The sequence below is a fragment of the Microlunatus parietis genome, from assembly GCF_013407955.1.
GTDB classification, from domain to species: Bacteria; Actinomycetota; Actinomycetes; order Propionibacteriales; family Propionibacteriaceae; genus Microlunatus; species Microlunatus parietis.
In genome coordinates this window covers 1,208,314-1,230,114 of record NZ_JACCBU010000001.1, presented here as the reverse complement: position 1 = coordinate 1,230,114, position 21,801 = coordinate 1,208,314, and the positions used below count along the sequence as shown (strand labels likewise).

Genomic DNA, 21,801 nt, shown 5'->3' with positions numbered 1-21,801 from the left:
GGCCCATCGGGCGACTGCTAGAGTTCCTCGAACCAGCGTTTCACCGCACGCACTCCAGGGGTACCTCTCAATGACACGGAGTACGGAATCCGCCAGCCCCGATGACCGGTCCGACTGGGGGATGAGGTTCGACCGGATCATGCCGTTCGGCTCCAGTACGTCCTCCAAGCGAGCCCGGCTCACGCCCGAGGAACCGACCGTGATCGTCCGCGGCGACGGCTGCCGCGTGGTCGACGACCAAGATCGCGAGTTCATCGACTTCCGCAACTCCCTCGGCCCGGTCACGCTCGGGTACCGCTTCCCGGCGATCGACCAGGCCATCCGCGATCAACTCGACCGGGGCATCGTCTTCGGCCACCCGCACCCGATCGAGTGCGAGGTCGCGGAGCGGTTCTGTGATCTTGTGCCGGGGATGGAGCAGGCCCGGTTCCTGAAGACCGGCGGCGAGGCGATCGCGGCCGCGATCCGGATCGCCCGGGCGCACACCGGCCGGGAGCGGATCATCCAGGTCGGCTACAACGGCTGGCTGAACAGCCTCGGTGGCGGCGGGGTTGTGCTGCCGGGCCAGGCCGGTGCGGTCGCCGGGGTGCCGAAGGCGCTCAGCGAACTGCATCATCCGGCCGGCTGGAACGACGTCGCCGGCGTGGAGCGGATCCTGGCCGAGCATCCCGGCGAGGTCGCCGCGATCGTCGTCGCCGCCGACTATGCGGGCATCGGTGCCGGCTGGCGGTTCTACCCGGCCCTGCGCAGGCTCGCCGATGATCATGGAACGTTGTTGATCTTCGACGAGATCGTGACCGGGTTCCGGATCGCGATCGGCGGCGTGACCGAGTATTTCGGCGTGCACCCCGACCTGGCCGTGTTCGGCAAGGGAATCGCCAACGGGATGCCGATCTCGGTGTACGCGGGCCGCCGCGACGTGATGGCGGCCTGTGGCCCGGGCGGTGCGGTGATCTCCTCCACCTTCGGCGGCGAGACCTTGTCCCTGGCCGCGGCGAGGGCCGCGATGGAGGTCTATGTCGAGCAGGAGGTCGTCGGGTATCTGTGGCGGGAGGGCGAACGGTTCTGGGGCCAGGTGGACCGCCTCCTCGCCGATCAGGGTGTGCCGATCACGATCAAGGGCTACTCACCCTGCCCGGCGTTCGTGGCCGCCGAGGACGCCCCGGCCGGCGTGCTGGACCGCTTCTTCCGGGCGGCGTACCGGCACGGCGTCTCGCTCTACACGATTTCGTACGTGAACTTCAGCCACCGCCCGGCCGACCTGGACGAGGCCCGGGACCGGCTGGCCCGGGCCGCCGCCGACGTGGCCGCGGAGCTCGCCGGCACCCCGGTCGTGGAGGGTGCCCGGTCATGATCAACGACGGCATGATCATCGACGCGCACACCCACCTGACTGCGGGCGAGTCGGCGCTGACCGAGCAGGCCGTCGCCGAGTGCGCCCGGCTCGGCGTCGACAAGATCGTCTGCTCCTCGATCGCCGGCTACCGGCACTACCCGGTGGACCAGCAGGTCAGCCGGGCCAACGATGCGATGGTCGACGTGATGCGGGCGCATCCGGACCTGGTGCTCGGCTACTGCTACGTCAATCCCCGGCACGGCAAGCCGGCGCTGGACGACCTGCGCCGGCGCGTCGAGGAGCAGGGCATGATCGGGATCAAGCTCTGGGTGGCCACCCGGTGCGACGATCCGCTGGTCGACCCGGTGATCGAGCAGGCGATCGCGTACCGGCTGCCGGTGCTGGTGCACGCCTGGCGCAAGACGGTCGGTCAGCTGTCGTACGAGTCGACGGCGGAGAACGTGGCCCGGCTCGGCCGGCGGTACCCGGAGGCTTCGATCATCATGGCCCACCTCGGCGGCCAGACCGAGAGCGCGATGAACGCGATCGCGCCGTACCCGAACATCCGCACCGACACCTCCGGCTCGCTGATCGGCGGAGCCGAGGTCGCGACCGCGGTCCAGCGGCTCGGCGCGGAAAGGGTGATCTTCGGCTCCGACCTGCACGGCGGTGATCTTGCGGTCAACATCGGCAAGATCATCGCCGCCGAACTGTCGCCGGCCGACCAGGCGCTGGTGCTCGGCGGCAACATGGCGGCCCTGCTCGCGGAGGTACGGCGATGACCACCATCACCACTCAGGTCGAGGATCCGCTGGCGATCTTCGCGACCCAGCGCGCCATCGACCTGACGGCCTTCGTCGGCACCTGGCCGTGGCGGCTGCAGGCGAGCGCCGGCCCGGACCGGCTGATCGAACTGGCCGACCGGCTCGGCCTCGACGGACTCTGTGTCAGCCATCTCGCGTCCGTGTTCGGCTTCGACACCAACGCCGGCAACGAGGCGCTCTGGCAGGCCGCCGCCGATGATCAGCGGCTGTGGCCGTTCGTGATCATCAACCCGACCGAGCCCGGCTGGACCGAGGAACTGGACCGGGCGAGGAGGAACGGAGCCCGCGGGATCCGGCTGGTCCCGGCCTACCAGGGCTTCGGGTTGGCCGGCCCGGCGGTGACGGAGCTGTTCGAGGCCGCCGACGACCTCGGGCTGCCGGTGCAGGTCTGCGTGAACCTGGACGACGAACGGGTCCGGCATCCGCGCTACGCGGTGGATCCGATCGACTCGGCGGCGATCGCCGAACTGATTCGGGCCCGGGCCGGCCGGCGGATCGGGTTGAGCGGGATCAAGTACACGGACTGGCCGGAGATCGCCGCGCATCTCGATCATGGACACGACCTGTCCCGGGTGCTGGTCGATCTCTGGTTCACCAACGGGCCGGTGGGTGCGCTCGGCGAGTTGTGCCGGAACGGCCTCGATCGGCTGTTCGGCTTCGGTAGTTGCCATCCGGTGCAGGAGTCGGTCGCGACGGCGTACCAGCTCGGCGCCGCCGACGTCGACCATGATCAACGAGCCCGGCTCTGCGGCGACAACGCCCGGCGCTGGTTCGACGCAGAGGAGGAGTGAGCCGGTGCAGACCGTGCAGGCGTGGTTCCAGGCCGGTGACGGCGTGGTGGTCACCGAGGGCAAGCTCGACCAGCCCGGACCGGACGAGGTGCTGATCGCGCCCGCGTTCAGCTACCTCAGTGCCGGCACCGAACTGGTGTCGCTGCGGGCCTACCGCTCCGCCGCACCGGACGAGCGGCCGCCCGCCCAGCCCGGCTACAGCCAGGCCGGCACCGTGCTGGCCGTCGGCGAACGGGTCGACCGGATCGCCGTCGGGGATCGGGTGGTCGCGATCGGCGCCGGTGCCTACCACGCATCGCGCACCCTGGTGGCGCGCAACCTGGTGGTGCCGCTGCCGGACCAGGTGGACCTGGCCGACGCGGCGACGATGGCGATGTGCTGCTTTGCGCTGGAGGCGGTGCACAAGTCGGCGGCCCGGATCGGGCAGTCGGTGATCGTCTTCGGCGCCGGCATGATGGGTCAGCTCGCCGCGCGGCTCTACCGGATCGGTGGCGCCCGGGTGGCGATCATGGACTCGGAGCCGTACCGGCTGTCCCTGGTGCCGTCTGGCATCGCGACGTTCAGCACCGATGATCATGGTTGGTCCGGGCTGGCCGCGTGGGCGAAGCCGTACGGGATCGAGCACGCCTGCGTCGCGTTCGGCGGCGACGCCAGCGAGACCATCGAGCGGCTGAAGTTGATCATGGCGACCGCCCCGGACGGCGTGCCGCACGGTCGGATCGTCTTCCCCGGCGGGGCTCGCGCCACATTGCTGATGGCGTCCAACCTCGGCAACATCGAGTTCCTCAGCTCGGCCAAGGCCGGTCCGGGCTATCGCGACCCGGCCTACGAGAGCGGCGTCGACTACCCGGCCGTCTACGTCGGCTCGCCGGTCCGGCGCAACGTGGAGACGCTGCTCGACCTGATCAGCCGGCCGGCCGACGATCCGGGCCGGCTGGACCTGACCGGCCTGATCACGCACCGGTTCCCGATCAGCGAGGCGCCGGACGGCTACCGGCTGGTCGAGGAGTCGCCGGGCGAGGCGATGGCGGTCCTGTTCAGCTATCCGGATCCGGACTGAGGGAGGCGACGATGGCGAGGTTCCAGAATCGGGTCGTGATCATCACCGGCGGCGGTTCGGGGATCGGCGCCACGATGGCGGAACTGTTCGCGGCCGAGGGAGCCTCGGTGATCATCTTCGACCGCGAGGCCGCAGTCGCGGACCATCCGGGCGGCCGGGTCGTCGACGTCACCGACCGGGCCGCGGTCCGGGAGGCGGTCGCCGAGATCGAGGCGGACCTGGGCCGGGTCGACGTCTTGATCAACAACGCCGCGATCGCCGCCGACACACCGTTCCTCGAGGTGACTGAGGAGCAATGGGATGCCGAGGTGGCGGTCACGCTCAAGGGCAGCTTCCTGTGCAGCCAGGCGGTGCTGCCCGGGATGATCGCCCGCCGCTCGGGGAGCATCGTCAACATCGGGTCGGTCAACGGCGTGCAATATCTCGGCAACGAGGCCTACAGCGCGGCCAAGTCCGGCCTGCTCAGCCTGACCCGCAGCCTCGCCGTCCGGTACGGACCGGACGGCGTCCGCTGCAATGCGATCCTGCCCGGGACGATCCGGACGCCGATCTGGGACCAGCGGCTGGCCGCCGAGCCGGACCGGCTGGAGAAGGTGGCCCGCTGGTATCCGCTCGGCCGGGTCGGCGCACCGGAGGACGTGGCCAGGGCGGCCCTGTTCCTGGCCTCCGACGACGCCGCCTGGATCACCGGGGTGGCGCTGCCCGTCGATGGCGGCCTGCTGGCCGGAAATCTGCCGATGACCCGGGAGGTCGTCTCGGAATGATCATGGACCCGGACGCCTGGGGGATTGATCAACTTCGCGCGGAGATCGCCCGCCGCGGCGCTGCCGCGGGCCGTGCGCGGGAGCTGCCCGTCGACTATTACCGGATCGGCTACCGGTTGAGCTGGCCGCTGCCGATCACCGCCCGGCCGCAGGACTTCCCGGCACCGATTCCGGGCATCCCGACCTACCCGTGGCTGGTCTGGATCGGCTGGGGCCTGGAGGAACGCTGGGCCGCGCTGCACAACGCGGGTGCCACCGAGACCGTCCTGCGGGAGCTGGCCGCCTTGGCCGGCTGGTCGACCTTCGTCGACGACAGCGATCAGGCGGGCTTGATCACCGCGTCGATCGCGCTCTGGCTCACCCGCGGGCTGGACGCGGCGGACGGTCCGGCCCGGGCGGAACTGGCCGGGATCGCCGACCGATTGATCACCGAGTCGCTGCTGCCGCGGTATCGCCGGGAGCGTACCGAGCCGCCGGCCGACGACCTGCGCCGGCTGCAGAACATCCGGCTGATCCCGCTCTTCACGGCGGGCCGACTGGCGGCCGTTCTTGATCATCCGGCGCTGCCCGAGGTCCGCGAGCTGGCCGATCAGGCCGTGTCGCTGTGGGTACGGCTCCGTCGCGACGCCGGCTACACGGAGGGCGTCGGCTACGACGGCTATCTGACCGAGCACCTGCTGGAGTGGCTGGCCGTCGCTCCCGACCAGGAGGCGTCCGACGAGATCCGGCAGGCCGCGCTCAGCTGGCCGGCGACCGCGGTGCCCGGCCGGCCCGAGGTGCAGGTGCCGTTCGGCGATATCGAGCCGGAGATGACCCAGTGGCTCACGGTGGTCGCCGCCGTGGCCGCGACCGAGCCCGGACTCGCGGCCTGGTGCCGTACCGTGCCGCTGCGGGCGTTCCCGTCCGCCGCGCTGGCCCGGATGCTGGCCTGGCCCGAGACCGCCGGCACCGCAGCACCGAAGCCGGCGATCACCGGCGTCCGCCAGCCGGGCGCCGTCGCGCTGCGGACGGTTGATCAAGGTCTTGTCGGCGAGGTGCTGGTCGCGGTGGCCACGCCCCGGGTCGAGGTCGGCCACCTCCATCACGACGCCGGTCAGGTGATCCTCGGCTGGCGCGGCCGGACCTGGATCTCCGACCCCGGCTACCAGCAGTACCGGGCCGGTGCGGAGCAGGACTTCACTCTTGATCATGGAGCGCACAACGCTCCGGTGATCGACGGCGCCGGCCAGACCCGGCGAGGCGCCGTGCTGGCCGCGCTGTCGGCGACCGAGGCGGTCGTCGATCTCGGCGGCTGCTACCCGGAGTCGGGCGGGCCGCTGCGCCGGACGGTCCGGCTGGACGAGGACACGGTGCTGATCCGGGACGACCTGGCCGGCGCGACCGAGGTGATCACGCACTGGCTGGCCGCGGGCGACCTGCACTGGCAGTTCGTCGACGGCTGGGCCCGGCTCTCGGTCGATGATCAAGAAGAGGCGCTGTGGTTCGGCTGCTCGAGCACGAACCTGTCCGCCCGTTGGCTCGGCCGGCACCCGGGCAGCCGCGGCCAGCTCACGCTGACCGTACCGACGACGACGGAGCGGACCGACTGGGTGCTCGTCCTCGATCCGTCGGCCGGTTGGCAACCCCCATCGAAATCGATCTTGGAGAAGCGATCATGAACCAGGTGAGCAGACCCCTTGGCCGACGCGGTTTCCTGGCCGGTGTCTCGCTCGGCGCCGCCGCAGGAGGACTCGCGCTGGCCGGCTGTTCCGGCCCGACCTCCGGCGGGCCGGGCGGCGGCACGAACGCGGAGGCGGTGCCGCCGCCCACCCGGATTCCGTACGCGGGCGTGAAACCCGACCTGCCCGAGGGCGACGGCGGCATCCCGGCCGGCTACTTCGCCTATCCGGAGGAGCCGGTCCAGCGGGACGGCTTCCCGCTGTCGCTGTCGGCGCCGGTGACCACGCTGCTGCAGTCCGACCAGGTGATCGCGCAACGCGACCGGAACTCGTGGTGGCAGGCGATCGAGAAGCAGTCCGGGGTCACGGTGGAGATCAACACCGTGACGTCGACCGACTACCAGGCGAAGTTCCAGACCACGATCGCGGGCGGCCAGATCCCCGACCTGTGTCAGGTGATCAACGTCCCGGGGATGCCCGGGATGCTGGAGAAGTACTTCGCCGATCTCTCCGATCACCTGTCCGGCGACAAGATCAAGGAGTATCCGGCCCTGGCGTCGATCCCGACCCTGGCCTGGCAGGTGCCGATGCAGAACGGGCGGATCTGGGGCATCCCGCAGCCCCGCCCGCACGGCGGCCAGATCGGCAGCTACCGCAGCGATCTGTTCGAGTCGTTCGGGATCTCCGAGCCGCCGGAACTGTCCGACGGGCAGGACTTCCTCGCCTTGTGCCGCCAGCTGCCCGACCCGAAGCGGTCGAAGTTCGCGATGGGCGCGCACCCGGCCGACTGGATGCTGCAGTCGATGCTGGAGATGATGGGCGGCCCGAACAACTGGGCCGAGGAGGGCGGCACCTTCACCCACGAGTACGAGTCGCCGATCATGAAGGACGCGTTGTCCGAGACCGGCAAGATGTACCAGGAGGGCCTGATCCATCCCGACGGCGTCGCGAACCCGTCGCAGAACTGGCCCTGGTGGATGGGTGGCACCACCTCGATCTACATGCAGGACTTCTCGCAGTGGATGCGGTACGGGCGGCTCTACCCGCAGTGGCGGATCAACGTGCTGACGCTGCCGAAGTGGAGCGGCGGCGGCGCGGCGCAGAAGCACCTCGGTAACCCGGCCTACGGGGCCTGGTGCGGGATCAAGGCGGGCTCGGAGGACCGGGTCAAGGAGCTGCTGAGGTTCGTCGACTACGTGGCGTCGCCGTTCGGCACCGCGGAATACCTCACGGTCAACTTCGGAGCCGAGGGGACCGATCACACGCTGAGAGGGACGGACCCGATCCTCACCGAGAATGCGTCGATCAACTCCCCGCAGGGCCTGCACTACTGCGGCTCGCAGCAGTACGGATCGCTTTACATGCCAGGGGATCCGGACCGAGTGAAGGCGATGCACGCGTACGCGAGCGCGATCCTCAAGGACGGTGTGCTTAACGCGGCGCTCGGCCTCTACTCGGAGGAGGCGGTGACCAAGGGCGCCGCGGCGACGGCCAGGATGAAGGACGCCCAGACCGAGATCATCGTCGGCCGCAAACCCGTGTCCGGCTGGGACGACGCGGTCAAGCAGTGGAGGAGCGAGACCGGCGACGCCCAGCGCAAGGAACTCGAGGAGGGCTTCCAGAAGCGCGGGCCGCGCTGACCTGCGAAGCGTGGCGAGGTAGTCTCGGCGGTCATATCGAAGGTATGACTGCTTGGGATCCTGGTGGTATCCTGACCGCATGCCCGAGATGACCACGATCAAGGTGCCCAAGGAGTTGCGTGAGACGGTGATGCGGTCCGCGCGAGCCGAGGGCCTGACGGCGGCCGAGTTTCTGCAACGGGTGACCGATGAGCATGCGCGCGCGCAGCGGTTCGCCGCAGTTCGTCAGGCCTACGCCGGTGGTGGTCGGGACTGCGACTACGACGAGGTCACCGAGGCGTGGGATCAGGCCGCGGACGACGGCCTGACTGATGCGTGAATTGCGCCGGGGCGATGTCGTGTGGGTCGACTTCAGCCCGACGCGTGGCCGCGAGCAGTTCGGCCAGCGGCCTGCGGTCATCGTCGCCTCGAACGACTATCTGGAGTCGGTGCCCGATCTCGCGATCGCCCTCCCGGTCACGACCAAGGATCGAGGATGGCCTCATCACGTGCGGCTGTCGGGCGCCAGTCTGCGGCTGCGCAAGGCCGGCTGGGCACTCACCGAGCAGCCGCGAGCCATCAGCCGCGACCGGGTGAGTCGGCCGGCGGGTCAGGTCGACGCGGATTGCCTGCACGAGATCGACCAGTGGCTCCAAGACTTCCTCGGACTCCACTGACGCCGCTCCGTCTTCAGCCGACCGGCAGGTCGCGGCGGCGCAGCGCGGCCAGGCCGGCCATGATCAACACCAGCGACGCGCCGACCATGATCAGCAGCGGCAGCGGGGTGAAGGTCCCGCCGGGCAGTTCCGGTACGTACTCGAACACCGACAGCCGGGCGATCCAGTGGCCCGGGGCGAGCTCGCCGGTGATCCAGCCGAAGAACATGCTGACCCCGGCGAGGGCGTATGTGATCACGGCCAGCCGCGGCCGCCAGCCGAACAGGGCGAACGCGATCGCGGTGAACAGCCAGACCAGCGGGAGGTAGACCAGCGCACCGGGCAGCACCCGGGTCAGGTCGGCCCCGATCCCGCCGGTGATCAAGCCGAGGCCGAGGCCGTGGAACAGCCCGCCCGCGACGATGCCGACGGTCCCGTTGAGCAGGGCCAGCAGCAGATGCCCGGCGGCCCAGTGGAGCCGGTCGACCGGGCCGGCGAGCAGGAGTTCGGCGCGGCCGTCGCGCTCCTCGACCCGCAGCCGCAGCACCGCGTTCACGGCGCTGCAGGCCGCCACGACGCCGGCCAGCATCATCATCCCGACCACGTACTGGTCGATCACACTGCCCGGTCCGCCGATCCGGGCGACGGCCTGGCGGCCCGCCTCGCTGCGGTCGAGCAGCTCGGCGATGCTGAGCCCGACCACGCCGGTCAGCAGGCCGACCAGGGCGAAGCCGGCCGCCCAGCTGGCCAGGCCACCGCGGTGCAGTCGCCAGGCCAGCGCCAGCGGCGTCCTCAGCGCGGCCGGGGCCGTGGCCGGACCGGGCCGTGGCCGGATCACGCCGCTGCCGAGGTCGCGCCGACCGGACACCCGGAGGGCACCGGCGACGATCACGCCGATGATCACCGCGACGACGGCGACCACCCACCAGCGTTCCCCGCTGAAGGGGCGCAGCTGCCCGGCCCAGGAGATGGGGGAGGCCCAGGAGAGCCAGCCGAATCCGCCGCCGGTCTGGGCGCTGACATCGCCGACGCCGCGGATCAGGAATGCCACCGAGATGATCACGATCCCGATCACCCGGGCCGGTCCGGCTTCGGTGGTGAGCTGGGCGACCAGTCCGCCGATCGCCGCGAACGTGCAGCCGACCAGCGCCAGCCCGAGGCCGTACGCCAGCGAGCCGGCGACCGGCAGGCCGGCCAGGGCCAGCGTCGCGGACGAGCCGAGGCCCAGCAGCAGGCTCACCGCGCCGTACTCGATCATGGCCGCGGTCAGCGCGGCGTGCCGGCCGACCCGGGTCGCGGCGACCAGTTCGCGCCGCCCGGCGGCCTCCTCGGACCGGGTGTGCCGCATGATCAACAACAGGACGGTGACGGCGATGATCACCGGCAGGAAGCCGGATCGCCAGGTGACCAGCTCGCCCAGGCTCGACCCGCGGAGAACCCCGTACGTGAGGGAGAACGCGGCATTGTGCACGCTGGTCTCGGCGTAGGCCTGCCGGGCCTCCGGGGTCGGCGCGGTGGCCGTGAAGGCCGCCACGAAGACGAGTTGCACCAGGCCCGGGAACACGACGATCCCGGGCAGGAACCAGCGATCCCGGCGGAGGAACAGGCGCAGCATCGCCCCGGTGCCGGTGAGGGTGCCGCTCACCGGGCACCGGACCCGGTCGGCACCCGGTCGGCCCTGTGGGCGGACGACTCGTAGTGGCGGAGGAACAATTGCTCCAGCGTGGGCGGCTGGCTGACCAGTCCACGGACGCCGGCCCCGACCAGCAGCGTCAGCGCAGCGTCCAACTGCTCGGGATCGACGTCGAACCTGATCTTGGTTCCGTCCGCCTCCAGGTCGTGAACGCCGGGCAGTTCTGCGAGGGAGGGCACTGGCCGGCCCACCTCGGCCTGGATGGAGGTGCGGGTCAGGTGCCGCAGTTGCTCAAGGGTGCCGGACTCGACGGTGCGTCCGTCCCGGATGATCGTCACCCGGTCGCAAAGTGCCTCGACCTCGGACAGGATGTGACTGGACAGCAGCACGGTGGTGCCGGCCCGCTCGTGCAGCTCGGCGACGACGTCGCGGAACACCGCCTCCATCAGCGGATCGAGGCCCGACGTCGGCTCGTCCAAGATCAACAACTCGGCGTCGGCGGACAGTGCGGCGATCAGCGCGACCTTCTGCCGGTTTCCCTTCGAATAGGTGCGGCTGCGCTTGCGCGGGTCCAGCTCGAACCGCTCGATCAACTCGTCCCGGCGGTGCCGGTCCTGGCCGCCGCGGAGCCGGGCCAGCAGGTCGATCACCTCGCCGCCGGTCAGGTTGGGCCACAGCGTGACGTCGCCCGGCACGTAGCTCAACCGGCGGTGCAGCTCGGTCGCCTCGGCCCAGGGATCCCCGCCCAGTAAGGAGATCCGGCCACCGTCGGGTCGGATCATGCCGAGCAGGATGCGGATGGTGGTGGTCTTCCCGGCTCCGTTCGGGCCCAGGAAGCCGTGGATCTCACCGGCGGTGACGCTGAGGTCGAACCGGTCCAGCGCCCGGTTGGCGCCGAAGTTCTTGATCAACCCGGACACCGTGATGGCGTCGGTCATCGAGTTCTCCTTGGCAGTGGTGGATTGTCCGGGCCGGCCGCCATCGCGTCGAGCGCGGTGTGGATGCGCTCGGCCTCGGACCGGCTCAGGATGGGATGCGAGTAGAGGTCGACCAGCGAGCGCATCAGCAGCAGTTCGCCTTCGGGGCTCTCCGGGTCGACGCCGAAGCCGCGCTCGAGGTGCGGCCGCAGCAGGGTGACCGAGAGGCTCATCGCGGTCAGCAGGGCGGCCCGGGCGGTCGCAGGAGTGCGCGGCGGGTCCGGGTCGGCCTTGTCGGCCGCCGCCAGCCACTCGGTCGAGAGGGCGGCCATGTGATCGAAGATCGCGCTGGGCCCGCCGTCGGTCAGGCTGCGGACCAGATAATTCTGGTGCTGGCGCAGCTCGGCGGTGGGGTTGATCGGGCCGGCCGCCGGGAAGGCGTGTGCCTGCTCGTTGAGCCGGCCGATGATCTTGGTCAGGTGATCGTCACAGGCCTCCCGCAGGGCCTGCTTGGAACCGTAGTGGTGCCGGACCAGGCCCGACGAAACCCCTGCTGCTGTGGCGATTCCGCGGATCGTCGCCCGGTCGAACCCGAGCTCGCCGAACTGCTGGATCGCCGCCTCCCTGATCCGCGCGCGGGCGGTCAGATCCTCCGGGTCGGAAATCTCCGTCATCACTACCTCCACCGAGAGCGTACTACTCACGTGAGTCGTTTACTACACGTGTGTGTAGCGACACGTTTTCGGAGTCGACGTGCGAACCTGCGGAGCGGCGCGGCCGGATCAGGGGGAGCGGAACCCGGCCACGGGTTCGACCCTCGCGGCCCACTGGCCGCCCGAGTCGTGCCAGGGATGCGTCCGGACGAACCCGAGCAAGGAGACTTCGAGGTCGGCGGCGTCGCCGTCCCAGTGGGTCATGATCGTTTCGGAGTGGGCGATCACACCGCGCGACTCCAGCTCGATGATTCTGACACCGGAGGCGATGCCGATCGCGCTGTTCGCCGGTACGGCCAGCGCCAGGTAGACCGGCCAGGGCGCCTTCGGCTGACGGCTCGATTCCACCCCGGCTCCTTCGCTCCGACCGAGTGCGGGCAACTTCGGCGGGTAAGGCGACCAGACGCCGTCCGCGACCTGATCTTGGTCAAATACGGCGGTGCGACGGTAGTGACGCGTGTCATGCCTAGCCTGATGTCGCCCGGCCTGTAACGGTTTGGTCAATCCCTCTCCATCGCTCTTAGATGATCGGGCACCGCTCTCGGTTGACTGGTGATCATGTTCGAACCAACGACCGACATCTCGGAACGGCTGACGTTCGTTCCCGGCATCGTCTACGGCGAGGCAGACGGCACTTCGTTGCTGCTGGACCTTCTGCTGCCCGCGTCGGCAACCGGACCCGTGACGATCTGGCTCCACGGGGGCGGCTGGTCCGGCGGTAGCCGAATCGGAGGACTCAGCTACTGGTGCGCCCACCTTGCAGCACAAGGAATCGCCACCGCAGCGGTCGACTACCGGCTCAGCGGTGACGCAGTGTTTCCGGCGCAGCTTCACGACGTCAAAGCCGCGATCCGATGGCTACGTGCCCATGCCCGCGACTATGGGCTGGATCCAGCGAGGATGGGCATCTGGGGACACTCCGCCGGCGGTCATCTCGCCGCCCTCGCCGGGCTCACCAGTGATCATCCCGAGCTTGAAGGCGACGGCGGCAACGGCGGTGTGTCCAGCAGAGTCGCCGCTGTCGCGGTGGCCAGCGCACCCAGCGACTTCCTCGCACCGGGTGGCGAGTTGATCAATGACCGCCCCAGCCAGGTGACCCAACTGTTCGGCGGAACCGTCGCCGAACAAGAAGCCGCCATGCGGCAAGCCAGCCCGCTGACCTACGTCCAGTACGGAGCACCACCATTCCTGATCGCTCACGGAACCCTCGACGAGACCGTGCCGTACGAACAGGCAACCCGGCTGCGCGATGCCCTCAATGCCGTCGACGTGCCGGTCGAGTTCATCGCCATCGACGACGGCTACCACAACTGGAACCCGAAACCTGACTCCACCTGGCCGAAGGTGAGGTACCTCGAGTTCGCCGATCTGGCCGCGCAGTTCTTCCATCGTGTCCTTTGAACGCAACAGCCCGAACGCGGCCGATCACCGTTGCAGATTCGCGGCGTTGGGACGGGCGCACGCAGCGGGACGGCACAAGGAAACCCGGCGCGGGCCAGCACGCGTTGCGCTTCGGCGTTTGGCACGGAGGATCTCGAGGTCGGCCGGTGGCCGGTGGGTCTTGATCACCACGGCCCGTCCGTCCTGGAGGACGGCTCCCCAGACGATGTCGATTCGGTCCGCCCGGAACCGCACCGTTTGGACGCCGCGGAGCCTGATGTTTCCACGGGACGGGACGTCGTGACCCCGGAGGCGCGGCGCGGCTAGGTTCGATCACGGGCGTCGTCGGCAGCCCGCAGAGGAGGTGGCTTGCGATGTCAGCAATCGGTTCGGAGGTCGTGTCCGCACTGGGCTTGGACCAAGCGGAGGCCGAGCCGGTCACCGGTGGTCGGGTCAATAAGGTCTGGCGGGCCTACCGCGACGGTGTCCCGGTCGCCCTGCGCCAGTCGCCGTCGTTCAGGTTGCTGCCCGAGGTGGCTTACGAGTGCGAGTTGCTGGCGACCCTCGTCGGCACGGGCGCGCCAGTCGCAGCCGTGGTCGCCGGTCCGACTTCGGTGAACGGCTCAGTCTGGGTCGCCTTCGACTGGGTCCGCGGCGCGCATCCTGAGGTCCCGGTCGCGGACCCGACGTGCTACGGGCGGCTGCTCGCCGAGCTGCATGAGCACACGGCGAAGCAGATGGATCAGCTCGGGCAGCGGCCCGGCTGGGGCCGACTGGACGAGTTCCTCACCCTGCCGCGACCGGGTGGCGGCAGCACGATGGCGGAAGTCCTGCCAGACTTCGAGCGGGCCTTCGGCCGCGCCGGAGCGTGGCTGCGGCGACAGGCGGAGGAGGTGGCTGCGCGGCTTTCCGCAGCATCGATCGCGTCGTACCCGCAGGTCATCGCCCATGGCGACTTCGCCCCAGGCCAAGTGCTGTTCCGCGAGGACCAGGTCGGCGCGGTAGTCGACTGGGACTTTGCACACCTGGACCTCCGGCTGGCCGACCTCGCAATTGCCGCATCCATGGCGCGGCCCACCGCGGCGCGTGCGGCCACCTTCGTCCGCGGCTACATCGACGTCGCTGGGACTGACATCGGCGACCTCGATCTGCTGGCGGACCTGCGCTGCGCGTTCCACCTGAACAACCTCGGCAATCACCTCTGCGCACGCTGGGCTGATGGCGCCGACATCACGCCCCAGGTGGCGACGATCACCGAACGCCTGGAACGTGACCAATGGTTCGGACCCACTCTGGTCGCGGCGGCGAAGGAGGCGGCGGGTTTGACTTCGTCGCGCGCGGTCGCGGCTCCGGTCACCCGACAGTCGTCCGACCTCGAGCTGGCGCAGGAACTTGCCGATCGGGCTGCGGTCGTGGCCCGCCACTACTTCGAGCGTGGAGTCGCGACCGAGTCCAAGGCCGACGCGAGCCCGGTGACCGAGGCTGATCGCGCGGTGGAGCGGTTGCTGCGCCACGCGCTGGCCGAGCTGCGGCCGGACGACGGCATTCTCGGAGAGGAACTCGGCGCCCAAGTCACCGGGACCCGAACGTGGATTCTCGACCCGATTGACGGCACTGGCGCGTTCGCGAATGGCAACCCGAACTGGCGGATCCAGATCGCCCTCGACATCGGCGGTGAACTCAGCGTGGCTGTCGTCGACGCGCCGGCCCTGGGTGTGCGTTGGTGGGCTTCGGCCGGATCTGGGACGTATGAGCGCAGGACTGGCGAGCCGACCCGGCGGCTACGGGTGTCCGAGACGGCAGCGCTCGACGGCGCGCTTGTCGCCCCTCACCCCGCGCCGGTCGTGAATCGTTTGCCGGCCGGTACGCTACGGCCGGCTCCGACTCCGCTGCCGCTCGTCGAACTCGTCCGCGGTGAGATCGACGCCTTCTTCGTCGACTGTTGTCATCCGTGGGATCACGCACCCTGGATCCTGATGATCCGGGAGGCCGGCGGCTCGTTCACCGATCACCGCGGCGGATCATCGCCCGACCACCACGGCGGCCTCTACAGCAATCGGCGGATCCACCAAGCTCTGCTCGCCGCATTGCAACCGCCGCTGACGCCCGGGGCGCCCGGCCCGAGCTAGGTGGGCCCGGCCAAAGACATTGGCAGCGGCTTCGCGAATGTTCGTGTTCCCCGGCCAGTGCGACGGCGTACCGCTCGGGCCGAGGGTGCGTTCTGTCCGTTGCGGAGCCGACCCGGTCAGCGAACGAGCCGCTCCCGAACGCGTCGCGGGGCTCTCAGGCCGACCTCGAGCTGGCGCGGTTGCAGGTCGGTCAGTCGGCAGTACTCGGTGACCAGGCTCATCCGCGGGAACGTGTTCACGATCAACTGGTCCGGGGCGAGGCGGTCGAGCAGGGCTGCGGCTCGGCCGTGTCCGGGGTGGAACGCTGCCGTACCGCCGACGTCGGCGGCGCGGAGCTCGGACACCTTGCGCTTCAGCCGGTCGAACGCGAACAGGGTGACCATGATCGAGAACACCGTCGGCACGATGATCACGATCAGGACAACCTCTCCGACGGAACGGTTGATCCCCTCGACGATCCGGTACGTCCAGACATCGATCACGTAGATCAACAGCAGGGACAGCAGGCCCCAGTAGATCGAGTAGCGCAGGCAGATCCGGCCGTGCAGGTTCAGCGGTAGTTTGCTGTAGTCCCAGAAGACCGTGTGGAACGCCTTCTCCATGACGAAACTCGCCATGTATTCCAGCACGCTGCCGACCAGCATGCCCACGAAGAACAAGATCAACGGCTCGTGCAGGTATGGCAGCAGGAAGAGCGTGATCAGCACGCCACCGATCCCGTAGATCGGGCTCAGTGGGAGGTAGAGCAGGCCGCGCCGGGACTCGATCACCCCGTCCTGCGCGATCGCGTACAGCATCTCGACGACGACGCCGAGCACGCTGAAGATGAAGAAGAACCACAAGATGACATACAGTTCGGCCCCGAGGATCGTCGCCGTGAACATGGCCGCACCCTAACGACCCGCGACCGGTCACAACCAAAGTCGATTCCGCGGCGTGTCGCTGGAGACCTGACCGGTCGGTGAGAGCAGTTCGCTATGAACCCGACCTCGCCCGGCACCGCGACCGGGACGGTCGCTGGCCGGCCGGTCCAGGCGCTACCTGGTGTCGGCCCGCCCGCGGTCACGACCACGCCGCCATCCGGGCTGCCGCTAACGACTGCTTCGCCACAATGCGGATGATCCCGAGTTCGCGCGCCCATGCGACATCGTCGAGGTCCGGGGCAGTGGATGTCGCGATTCCACTTCGCATCGGACCGTTCAACGTTGTCACCGGCCCGAGTGCTCCGTGAGCAGTGATATTGCGACAGATCTCTGCGTCGTCGAGGCGTCGGGGATGTTCTGGCGCGGCGGGTGATAGGGAGCCGGAGTGATGGGAGCAACGGGCTGACGAGGAAGATGAGCCGCGGTCGGTCGACGGGCGCTCTCCGACTACATCCGGCTGAAGTTCACAGCGGTCGGGGCCAGGGGGTTGTGGCTCGGCGATCGGCCCGCTCATCCCCTCCGCCCGCCCCGACTGACCGGAATCCAGCGCACCCGCGCGAAACCTGGCGGAGAGGGGGTGACGCCGATTCCGCCGAAGTGCGCTCGATTTCGGTCAACGCCGCGAGCCCACCAGGCACCACCGACCAGTCACTTCCGCAGCGACACGCCGCAAAAACCGCTGCTTTGGTGACCGGTCGGCGGATGGGGTTAGGCGAGCCAGGTGTCCAGGTGCTCGGCGACGAAGGCGTCGTCGCGCAGCTGGGGGTAGGCGGCCCAGATCCGGTCGATCTCCTCGAGCTGGCCGGGGCTCAGCACCTCGCCCGGCTCCAGGCACCAGAGCCCCTGCAGCAGACCCTGGCGGCGGAGGATCTCGTGGATGCCGGGGAGGCAGCCGTGGAACTGGTTCGCGGCGTCGAAGATCGCGGCGTTCGCGTCGGTCAGCGGGCCGTCGACGGCGAGCACCCGGTTCAGTGCCTCGGTGTCGCCGGTCTTGGCCAGCTTGCTGTCCTCGAGCAGCTTGACCGCTTCCGCCGTCCAGAGCGACCACTGGCCGAGCAGGCCGCCGACGAACTCCAGCCGCCGGCCGCCCGGCAGCGGGAAGTGCATCAGCAGGTCGCCGGCGATGTGGTCGTCGTTGCCGGTGTAGAGCGCGATGTCCAGGGCCCGGTCGGAGTCGGCGATGCCGGTCAGCACGTCCAGCGTCGCGTACCGGTCGAACGGGGCGATCTTGATCCCGACCAGGTTCTCGATCTCCGCCATCCCGGTCCAGAACCGGCGCGGCAGCGGGCGGCCGCCGACGCTCGGCTGCAGGTAGAAGCCGATCAACGGCAGCACCTCGGACACGGCGCGGGCCCGTTCCAGCAGCTGGTCCAGATCAAGATCACCGGCGCCGTACGGGGCCAGCAGCACGGCGTGGTAGCCGAGCTCGGCGGCCAGCTGGGTCTCGGCGACGGCCTGCTCGGTCGGGCCGCAGGCGCCGGCGACCAGGACCGCGTCCTCGTCGCCGGACTCCTTGACCACGTCCGCAGCCAGCGAGAGCACCGGCTTGAGCAGATGATTGTGCTCGAAGTGGATCCCGAACTGGGTGCTGTGCACGCCGACCGCGATGCCGCCGGCGCCGGCCGCCAGGTAGTAGCGGGACAGCGCCCGCTGCCGCCGCTCGTCCAGCTGCAGGTTCTCGGTCAGCGCCAGCGGCTGCGCCGGGATCACGGTTCCGGCGGCGAATCGATCAAGGGCACTCATCAGAACTTCCCGTCCCTCGTCTCGAAGTGCGTCGGCTTGCCCAGCATCGCTCCGCCCGCGGCCACCCAGTCCGCGGTCCACTCGATCACTTGATCAAGAGGAACGTTCGGATAGCCGAACAGGCGGTGGCACTTGGACGCGTCCGAGAGCAGGGCCGTGTCCGCCTCGCTGCCCGTGTACGTGACCTCGAGGCCCATCCGGGCGGCCAGTTTCGCTGCCGTACGGCGGATCGAGAGGGTCTCCGGACCGGTCAGGTTGAGGATGAACGGCGACGGGTCGGCGTGGTGCAGCGAGCGCAGGATGACCTCGTTGCAGTAGCCCTGCCAGACCACGTTGGCGAACCCGGTGGTCACGTCGACCGGCTCGCCGTTCTTGATCTTGGTGGCCAGATCGACCAGCACCCCGTACTGCAACTCCACCGCGTAGTTCAACCTGATCAAGGCGAGCGGGGTCTGGTTGGTCTTGGCGAAGTGGGTCAGGATGCGTTCCCGGCCGAGGCACGACATGGCGTAGTCCCCGACCGGCCCGACCGGGTCGTCCTCGGTGCTGCCGCCCGAGGTGACGGGGGACAGCGGGTACACGTTGCCGGTGGACAGGGCGACGATCTTGGCCGCCGAGTACCGCTCGGCGACCCGGCCGGGCAGGTAGGTGTTGGTCGCCCAGGTCGCGGATTCGTTGTCCTGGGTGCCGAACTTGGAGCCGACCAGGAAGATCACGTTCTCCGCGTCGGGGAGCGTGGCCAGCGCCTGGTCGTCGGTGATGTCGGCGCGGATCACGTCCGCGCCGGCACGTTCCAGCCGCTCGGCGAGCTCGCCGCGGCTGAACCGGGACACGGCATGCACCTTGGCCCCGGTGCCCGCCGCGGCGATGCCGCGACAGGCGAGTTCGATCAAGCTCGGTCCGAGCTTTCCTGCGGCGCCGAGGACGACGATGTCACCCCGCAGTCGGCTGAGATCAGCGACGAGATCATCGCCGGGTTCACTCAGCGCGTTGTCGAGATCGGCAAGGGTCTTCACGCAACTCCCTTTCAGTTCGAGGATTTCAGCGCATCACCGGAACCGACGACCTTGGTGATGGCGTCGGCGACGGCATGGATCTGCTCGGTGCTGCCGAGCATGATCGTCTGCGGGAACCAGATGGTGTCGGTGCAGACCAGGTCGGAGACCGGGCAGTCGGCCTGCGGGTACGGCTGACCGAGCCGCTCCGCCAGCGCGGTGGACTCGGCGAGCAGGGCCTCGTTGCGGTGCAGCGGCACGTAGCCGCCGGAGGCGCCGACGACGCCCTCCGCGTTCAGCGCCTTGGCGGCCGCGTCACGCAGGCCGGCCTTGCCGAGCTCGGGTACCCGGAACATGAACAGGTGCCGGCCGTGGGCGGTCATCTCGGCCGGCTCGCGGTCCACCTGGACGCCCTCGACGTCGGCCAACAGCTGGGTGAGCAGCTTGGCGTTCTCGTCGCGGAGCTTCTGCTGTTCCGGCAGTCGGGTCAGCTGGCCGCGGAGCAGCGCGCCCTGGAACTCGGTCAGCCGGAGGTTGTAGCCGACCGACGCGTGCTCGTACCAGCCGCCGCCGCGGACCCGGCCCACATTGACCAGGGAGTAGACACCGGAGGCGAGCCGCTCGTCGTCGGTGAGGACGATGCCGCCCTCGCCGGCCGTGATGTTCTTGCTGGTCTGGAAGCTGAACGTGCCGAGGTGCCCGATCGCGCCGACCGGGCGGCCCCGCCAGGCGGCACCGGTGGCCTGCGCGGCGTCCTCGATCAAGGTCAGCCCGCGGGTCTCCGCGATGTGGTTGAGCGCGTCCAGGTTGGCCACCGAACCGGCCAGGTGGACCGCGATGATCGCCTTGGTCCGATCGGTGATCGCCCGCTCGACGGAGGCCGGGTCGATCAGGTGGGTGTCCGGCTCGACATCGGCGAACGTCGGCACCGCACCGACGAACAGGGCGGCCGAGGCGGTCGCGATGAAGGTGTACGGAGGCACGATCACCTCGTCGCCGACCCCGACCCCGGCGGCCCGCAGGGCGGCCGCGATGGCCAGGGTGCCGTTGGTCAGGGCGACGCCGTACTTGGCGCCGTGAGCGGCGGCGAACTCCGACTCGAAGGTCGAGACGATGTCGCCGTGGGTGCTGCCCCACTTGCCGGACTCGAGCACGCCGAGCAGAGCCTGGGCGTCGGCCTCGGAATGCTGCGGCCAGGAGGGGAACGGGGGCAGTCCGTCGAGTGCGGGGCGCCCGCCCTCCACGGCCAGGTCCCGACCATCTCGCGCGCTGGTGCTGGTCACGTCGTCACCTCTCTGAGACTTCATGGTGCGTCTCGACTCTCGATCCGCCCGCTGCCGGTAGTTTCGGCGCGCAGTATTTTGCATTAGATTAGCGCCTAAATTACCAAGCGTCGAGGTAGGACTCAGCGATGACCACCACAGAATCCGCCGGCCCGATCCGTACCACGCCCTTTCCGACCGTCAACGACCTGTCCGGTCGCCGGATCGGCGCAGAGGAACTCGAGGCCGTCACCCGCGTGATCAACAGCGGTCAATTGAACAGTACGGTCGGCGGCGAGACGCGGGCCTGGGAGCAGGAGTTCGGCGCCTACTGCGGGGTGGAGCACGTCGTGGCCTGTTCCTCCGGTACGTCAGCGCTGCACCTCGCCGTCGCGGCCGTGAACCCGGGCCCCGGCGACGAGATCATCACCACCGGCCTGTCCGACGCCGGCACCGTGCTCCCGATCGTCATGCAGAATGCGATCCCGGTGTTCGCCGACGTCGATCAGCACACCGGCATCCTCGACCCGGCCTCGGTCGAGGCGGCGATCACCGACCGCACCAGAGCGATCATCGTCGTGCACCTGTTCGGCGTCCCGGCGCCGGTCGAGGAACTGCGCGAGATCGCCGACCGGCACGGCGTGATCTTGATCGAGGACTGCGCGCAGGCGTACGGAACCCTGACCGCGTCCGGCGCGCGCGCCGGCACCGTCGGCCACCTGGGCTGCTTCAGCCTGCAGCAGTCCAAGCACATCACGGCCGGCGACGGCGGCATGGTGATCAGCAAGGACGAGCCCGAGTTGGTCCGCCGGGCCCGGCTGTTCGCCGACAAGGCGTGGCCGCGCGACACCAACGAGCGGACCCACCTGTTCCTCAGCCTGAACTACCGGATGACCGAGCTGCAGGCTGCGGTCGCCCGGGCCCAGCTGCCGAAGCTGGACGGGATCGTCAAGGACCGCAGGGAGCGGGCGCACCGGCTGACCGAGGCGATCGCCGACCTGCCCGGGCTGCGGGCGGCGCCGGTGGACGGCTCCAGCTACTGGCAGTTCCCGCTCTTCATCGATCCCGAGCTGGCGGGTGGCGACGGGCACGCGTACGCGAAGGCGCTGGCGGAGCAGGGCGTCGCGGCCGGCCCGGGCTACATCCAGCGGCCGCTGTATCTCAACCCGGTGCTCAGCGAGGCGAAGACGTACGGCGACTCGGGCTTCCCGCTGGCCGACGTTCATGATCGTTACGCCGAGGGCCTGTGCCCGGTGACCGAGTCCTTGATCAGCGGCCGCTTGCTGGTGATCGGCTGGAACGAGAACTACACCGAGGCCGACGTCGACGACATCGCCGCCGCGCTGCGCCTGGCCAGCAAGCAGGTCGCCGGCTGATTCACCCCACGACGTAGTTCTC

Annotated in this window: 20 protein-coding genes; 12 read left to right on the top strand and 8 right to left on the bottom strand. The window is 69.6% G+C overall.

Translation table 11 applies throughout. From position 1 onward, the window contains the following. Positions 1 to 70 precede the first annotated feature (70 nt). From BKA15_RS05750 to BKA15_RS05710, 9 genes are all read left to right on the top strand, one after another. Positions 71 to 1,354, top strand: a complete 1,284-nt coding sequence (locus BKA15_RS05750; protein WP_179748881.1) for an aminotransferase class III-fold pyridoxal phosphate-dependent enzyme — start codon at positions 71 to 73, stop codon at positions 1,352 to 1,354. Beyond that, positions 1,351 to 2,118: an amidohydrolase family protein gene (locus BKA15_RS05745; RefSeq protein WP_179748879.1), complete on the top strand. Its 768-nt coding sequence runs from the start codon at positions 1,351 to 1,353 to the stop codon at positions 2,116 to 2,118. The genes BKA15_RS05750 and BKA15_RS05745 overlap by 4 nt, the downstream gene beginning before the upstream one ends. Continuing rightward, on the top strand, positions 2,115 to 2,951 hold the full coding sequence (locus tag BKA15_RS05740) for an amidohydrolase family protein (protein ID WP_179748877.1): 837 nt from the start codon (positions 2,115 to 2,117) through the stop codon (positions 2,949 to 2,951). The genes BKA15_RS05745 and BKA15_RS05740 overlap by 4 nt, the downstream gene beginning before the upstream one ends. Positions 2,952 to 2,955: 4 nt before the next feature. Further along, the gene (locus tag BKA15_RS05735; RefSeq protein ID WP_179748875.1) at positions 2,956 to 4,011 is read left to right on the top strand and encodes a zinc-dependent alcohol dehydrogenase; all 1,056 of its coding nucleotides are present in this window, start codon (positions 2,956 to 2,958) and stop codon (positions 4,009 to 4,011) included. An 11-nt stretch (positions 4,012 to 4,022) separates the two neighbouring features. Beyond that, complete coding sequence (locus tag BKA15_RS05730; RefSeq protein ID WP_179748873.1) at positions 4,023 to 4,775, top strand: SDR family NAD(P)-dependent oxidoreductase; 753 nt, start codon at positions 4,023 to 4,025, stop codon at positions 4,773 to 4,775. Beyond that, positions 4,772 to 6,433: a heparinase II/III domain-containing protein gene (locus BKA15_RS05725; protein WP_179748871.1), complete on the top strand. Its 1,662-nt coding sequence runs from the start codon at positions 4,772 to 4,774 to the stop codon at positions 6,431 to 6,433. Before BKA15_RS05730 ends, BKA15_RS05725 begins: the two co-directional genes overlap by 4 nt. A 5-nt stretch (positions 6,434 to 6,438) precedes the next feature. After that, complete coding sequence (locus BKA15_RS05720) at positions 6,439 to 8,073, top strand: extracellular solute-binding protein (protein WP_179748869.1); 1,635 nt, start codon at positions 6,439 to 6,441, stop codon at positions 8,071 to 8,073. 79 nt (positions 8,074 to 8,152) lie between these two features. Next, the gene (locus BKA15_RS05715) at positions 8,153 to 8,392 is read left to right on the top strand and encodes a toxin-antitoxin system protein (RefSeq protein ID WP_179748867.1); all 240 of its coding nucleotides are present in this window, start codon (positions 8,153 to 8,155) and stop codon (positions 8,390 to 8,392) included. Continuing rightward, a complete protein-coding gene (locus tag BKA15_RS05710; RefSeq protein WP_179748865.1) occupies positions 8,385 to 8,729 on the top strand; it encodes a type II toxin-antitoxin system PemK/MazF family toxin in 345 nt (114 codons plus the stop codon). Before BKA15_RS05715 ends, BKA15_RS05710 begins: the two co-directional genes overlap by 8 nt. Positions 8,730 to 8,742: 13 nt before the next feature. Here the strand turns inward: BKA15_RS05710 and BKA15_RS05705 are convergent, their stop codons facing one another. The 4 genes from BKA15_RS05705 to BKA15_RS05690 form a co-directional block, all read right to left on the bottom strand. Then, on the bottom strand, positions 8,743 to 10,353 hold the full coding sequence (locus BKA15_RS05705; protein ID WP_179748863.1) for an ABC transporter permease: 1,611 nt from the start codon (positions 10,351 to 10,353) through the stop codon (positions 8,743 to 8,745). Continuing rightward, complete coding sequence (locus BKA15_RS05700) at positions 10,350 to 11,279, bottom strand: ABC transporter ATP-binding protein (RefSeq protein WP_179748861.1); 930 nt, start codon at positions 11,277 to 11,279, stop codon at positions 10,350 to 10,352. Before BKA15_RS05700 ends, BKA15_RS05705 begins: the two co-directional genes overlap by 4 nt. Next, on the bottom strand, positions 11,276 to 11,932 hold the full coding sequence (locus BKA15_RS36270; protein ID WP_179748859.1) for a TetR/AcrR family transcriptional regulator: 657 nt from the start codon (positions 11,930 to 11,932) through the stop codon (positions 11,276 to 11,278). Before BKA15_RS36270 ends, BKA15_RS05700 begins: the two co-directional genes overlap by 4 nt. 108 nt (positions 11,933 to 12,040) lie before the next feature. After that, a complete protein-coding gene (locus BKA15_RS05690) occupies positions 12,041 to 12,319 on the bottom strand; it encodes a hypothetical protein (protein ID WP_179748857.1) in 279 nt (92 codons plus the stop codon). A 210-nt stretch (positions 12,320 to 12,529) separates the two neighbouring features. Here BKA15_RS05690 and BKA15_RS05685 point away from each other — a divergent pair, with 210 nt between their 5' ends. Beyond that, positions 12,530 to 13,372 (top strand): alpha/beta hydrolase, encoded by an 843-nt coding sequence (locus tag BKA15_RS05685; protein WP_246322635.1) that lies wholly within the window; start codon positions 12,530 to 12,532, stop codon positions 13,370 to 13,372. Between the two features lie 353 nt (positions 13,373 to 13,725). Next, the gene (locus BKA15_RS36265; RefSeq protein WP_179748853.1) at positions 13,726 to 15,480 is read left to right on the top strand and encodes an inositol monophosphatase family protein; all 1,755 of its coding nucleotides are present in this window, start codon (positions 13,726 to 13,728) and stop codon (positions 15,478 to 15,480) included. Positions 15,481 to 15,596: 116 nt separating this feature from the next. On the opposite strand, the gene BKA15_RS05675 is transcribed toward BKA15_RS36265, so the two are convergent. The 4 genes from BKA15_RS05675 to BKA15_RS05660 form a co-directional block, all read right to left on the bottom strand. Continuing rightward, positions 15,597 to 16,364, bottom strand: coding sequence for a putative ABC transporter permease (locus BKA15_RS05675; RefSeq protein ID WP_179748851.1), 768 nt, complete (start codon positions 16,362 to 16,364; stop codon positions 15,597 to 15,599). A 747-nt stretch (positions 16,365 to 17,111) separates the two neighbouring features. Next, positions 17,112 to 18,146: a dihydrodipicolinate synthase family protein gene (locus tag BKA15_RS05670; protein ID WP_179748849.1), complete on the bottom strand. Its 1,035-nt coding sequence runs from the start codon at positions 18,144 to 18,146 to the stop codon at positions 17,112 to 17,114. Then, positions 18,146 to 19,162 (bottom strand): NAD-dependent epimerase/dehydratase family protein, encoded by a 1,017-nt coding sequence (locus tag BKA15_RS05665; protein ID WP_179748847.1) that lies wholly within the window; start codon positions 19,160 to 19,162, stop codon positions 18,146 to 18,148. Before BKA15_RS05665 ends, BKA15_RS05670 begins: the two co-directional genes overlap by 1 nt. Before the next feature lie 11 nt (positions 19,163 to 19,173). After that, entirely contained in the window at positions 19,174 to 20,424 is a 1,251-nt protein-coding gene (locus BKA15_RS05660) for a DegT/DnrJ/EryC1/StrS family aminotransferase (RefSeq protein WP_218871087.1), read from the bottom strand. Between the two features lie 128 nt (positions 20,425 to 20,552). Here BKA15_RS05660 and BKA15_RS05655 point away from each other — a divergent pair, with 128 nt between their 5' ends. Next, positions 20,553 to 21,779 (top strand): DegT/DnrJ/EryC1/StrS family aminotransferase, encoded by a 1,227-nt coding sequence (locus BKA15_RS05655; RefSeq protein ID WP_179748843.1) that lies wholly within the window; start codon positions 20,553 to 20,555, stop codon positions 21,777 to 21,779. The last annotated feature ends 22 nt before the right edge of the window (positions 21,780 to 21,801 follow it).

Excerpts from the sequence above, each read along its gene's own strand:
- BKA15_RS05750 (WP_179748881.1), top strand. The coding sequence starts at position 71 with ATGACACGGAGTACGGAATCCGCCAGCCCCGATGACCGGTCCGACTGG.
- BKA15_RS05745 (WP_179748879.1), top strand. The coding sequence starts at position 1,351 with ATGATCAACGACGGCATGATCATCGACGCGCACACCCACCTGACTGCG.
- BKA15_RS05740 (WP_179748877.1), top strand. The coding sequence starts at position 2,115 with ATGACCACCATCACCACTCAGGTCGAGGATCCGCTGGCGATCTTCGCG.
- BKA15_RS05730 (WP_179748873.1), top strand. The coding sequence starts at position 4,023 with ATGGCGAGGTTCCAGAATCGGGTCGTGATCATCACCGGCGGCGGTTCG.
- BKA15_RS05725 (WP_179748871.1), top strand. The coding sequence starts at position 4,772 with ATGATCATGGACCCGGACGCCTGGGGGATTGATCAACTTCGCGCGGAG.
- BKA15_RS05715 (WP_179748867.1), top strand. The coding sequence starts at position 8,153 with ATGCCCGAGATGACCACGATCAAGGTGCCCAAGGAGTTGCGTGAGACG.
- BKA15_RS05710 (WP_179748865.1), top strand. The coding sequence starts at position 8,385 with ATGCGTGAATTGCGCCGGGGCGATGTCGTGTGGGTCGACTTCAGCCCG.
- BKA15_RS05700 (WP_179748861.1), bottom strand. The coding sequence starts at position 11,279 with ATGACCGACGCCATCACGGTGTCCGGGTTGATCAAGAACTTCGGCGCC.
- BKA15_RS36270 (WP_179748859.1), bottom strand. The coding sequence starts at position 11,932 with ATGACGGAGATTTCCGACCCGGAGGATCTGACCGCCCGCGCGCGGATC.
- BKA15_RS05685 (WP_246322635.1), top strand. The coding sequence starts at position 12,530 with ATGTTCGAACCAACGACCGACATCTCGGAACGGCTGACGTTCGTTCCC.
- BKA15_RS36265 (WP_179748853.1), top strand. The coding sequence starts at position 13,726 with ATGTCAGCAATCGGTTCGGAGGTCGTGTCCGCACTGGGCTTGGACCAA.
- BKA15_RS05675 (WP_179748851.1), bottom strand. The coding sequence starts at position 16,364 with ATGTTCACGGCGACGATCCTCGGGGCCGAACTGTATGTCATCTTGTGG.
- BKA15_RS05670 (WP_179748849.1), bottom strand. The coding sequence starts at position 18,146 with ATGAGTGCCCTTGATCGATTCGCCGCCGGAACCGTGATCCCGGCGCAG.
- BKA15_RS05655 (WP_179748843.1), top strand. The coding sequence starts at position 20,553 with ATGACCACCACAGAATCCGCCGGCCCGATCCGTACCACGCCCTTTCCG.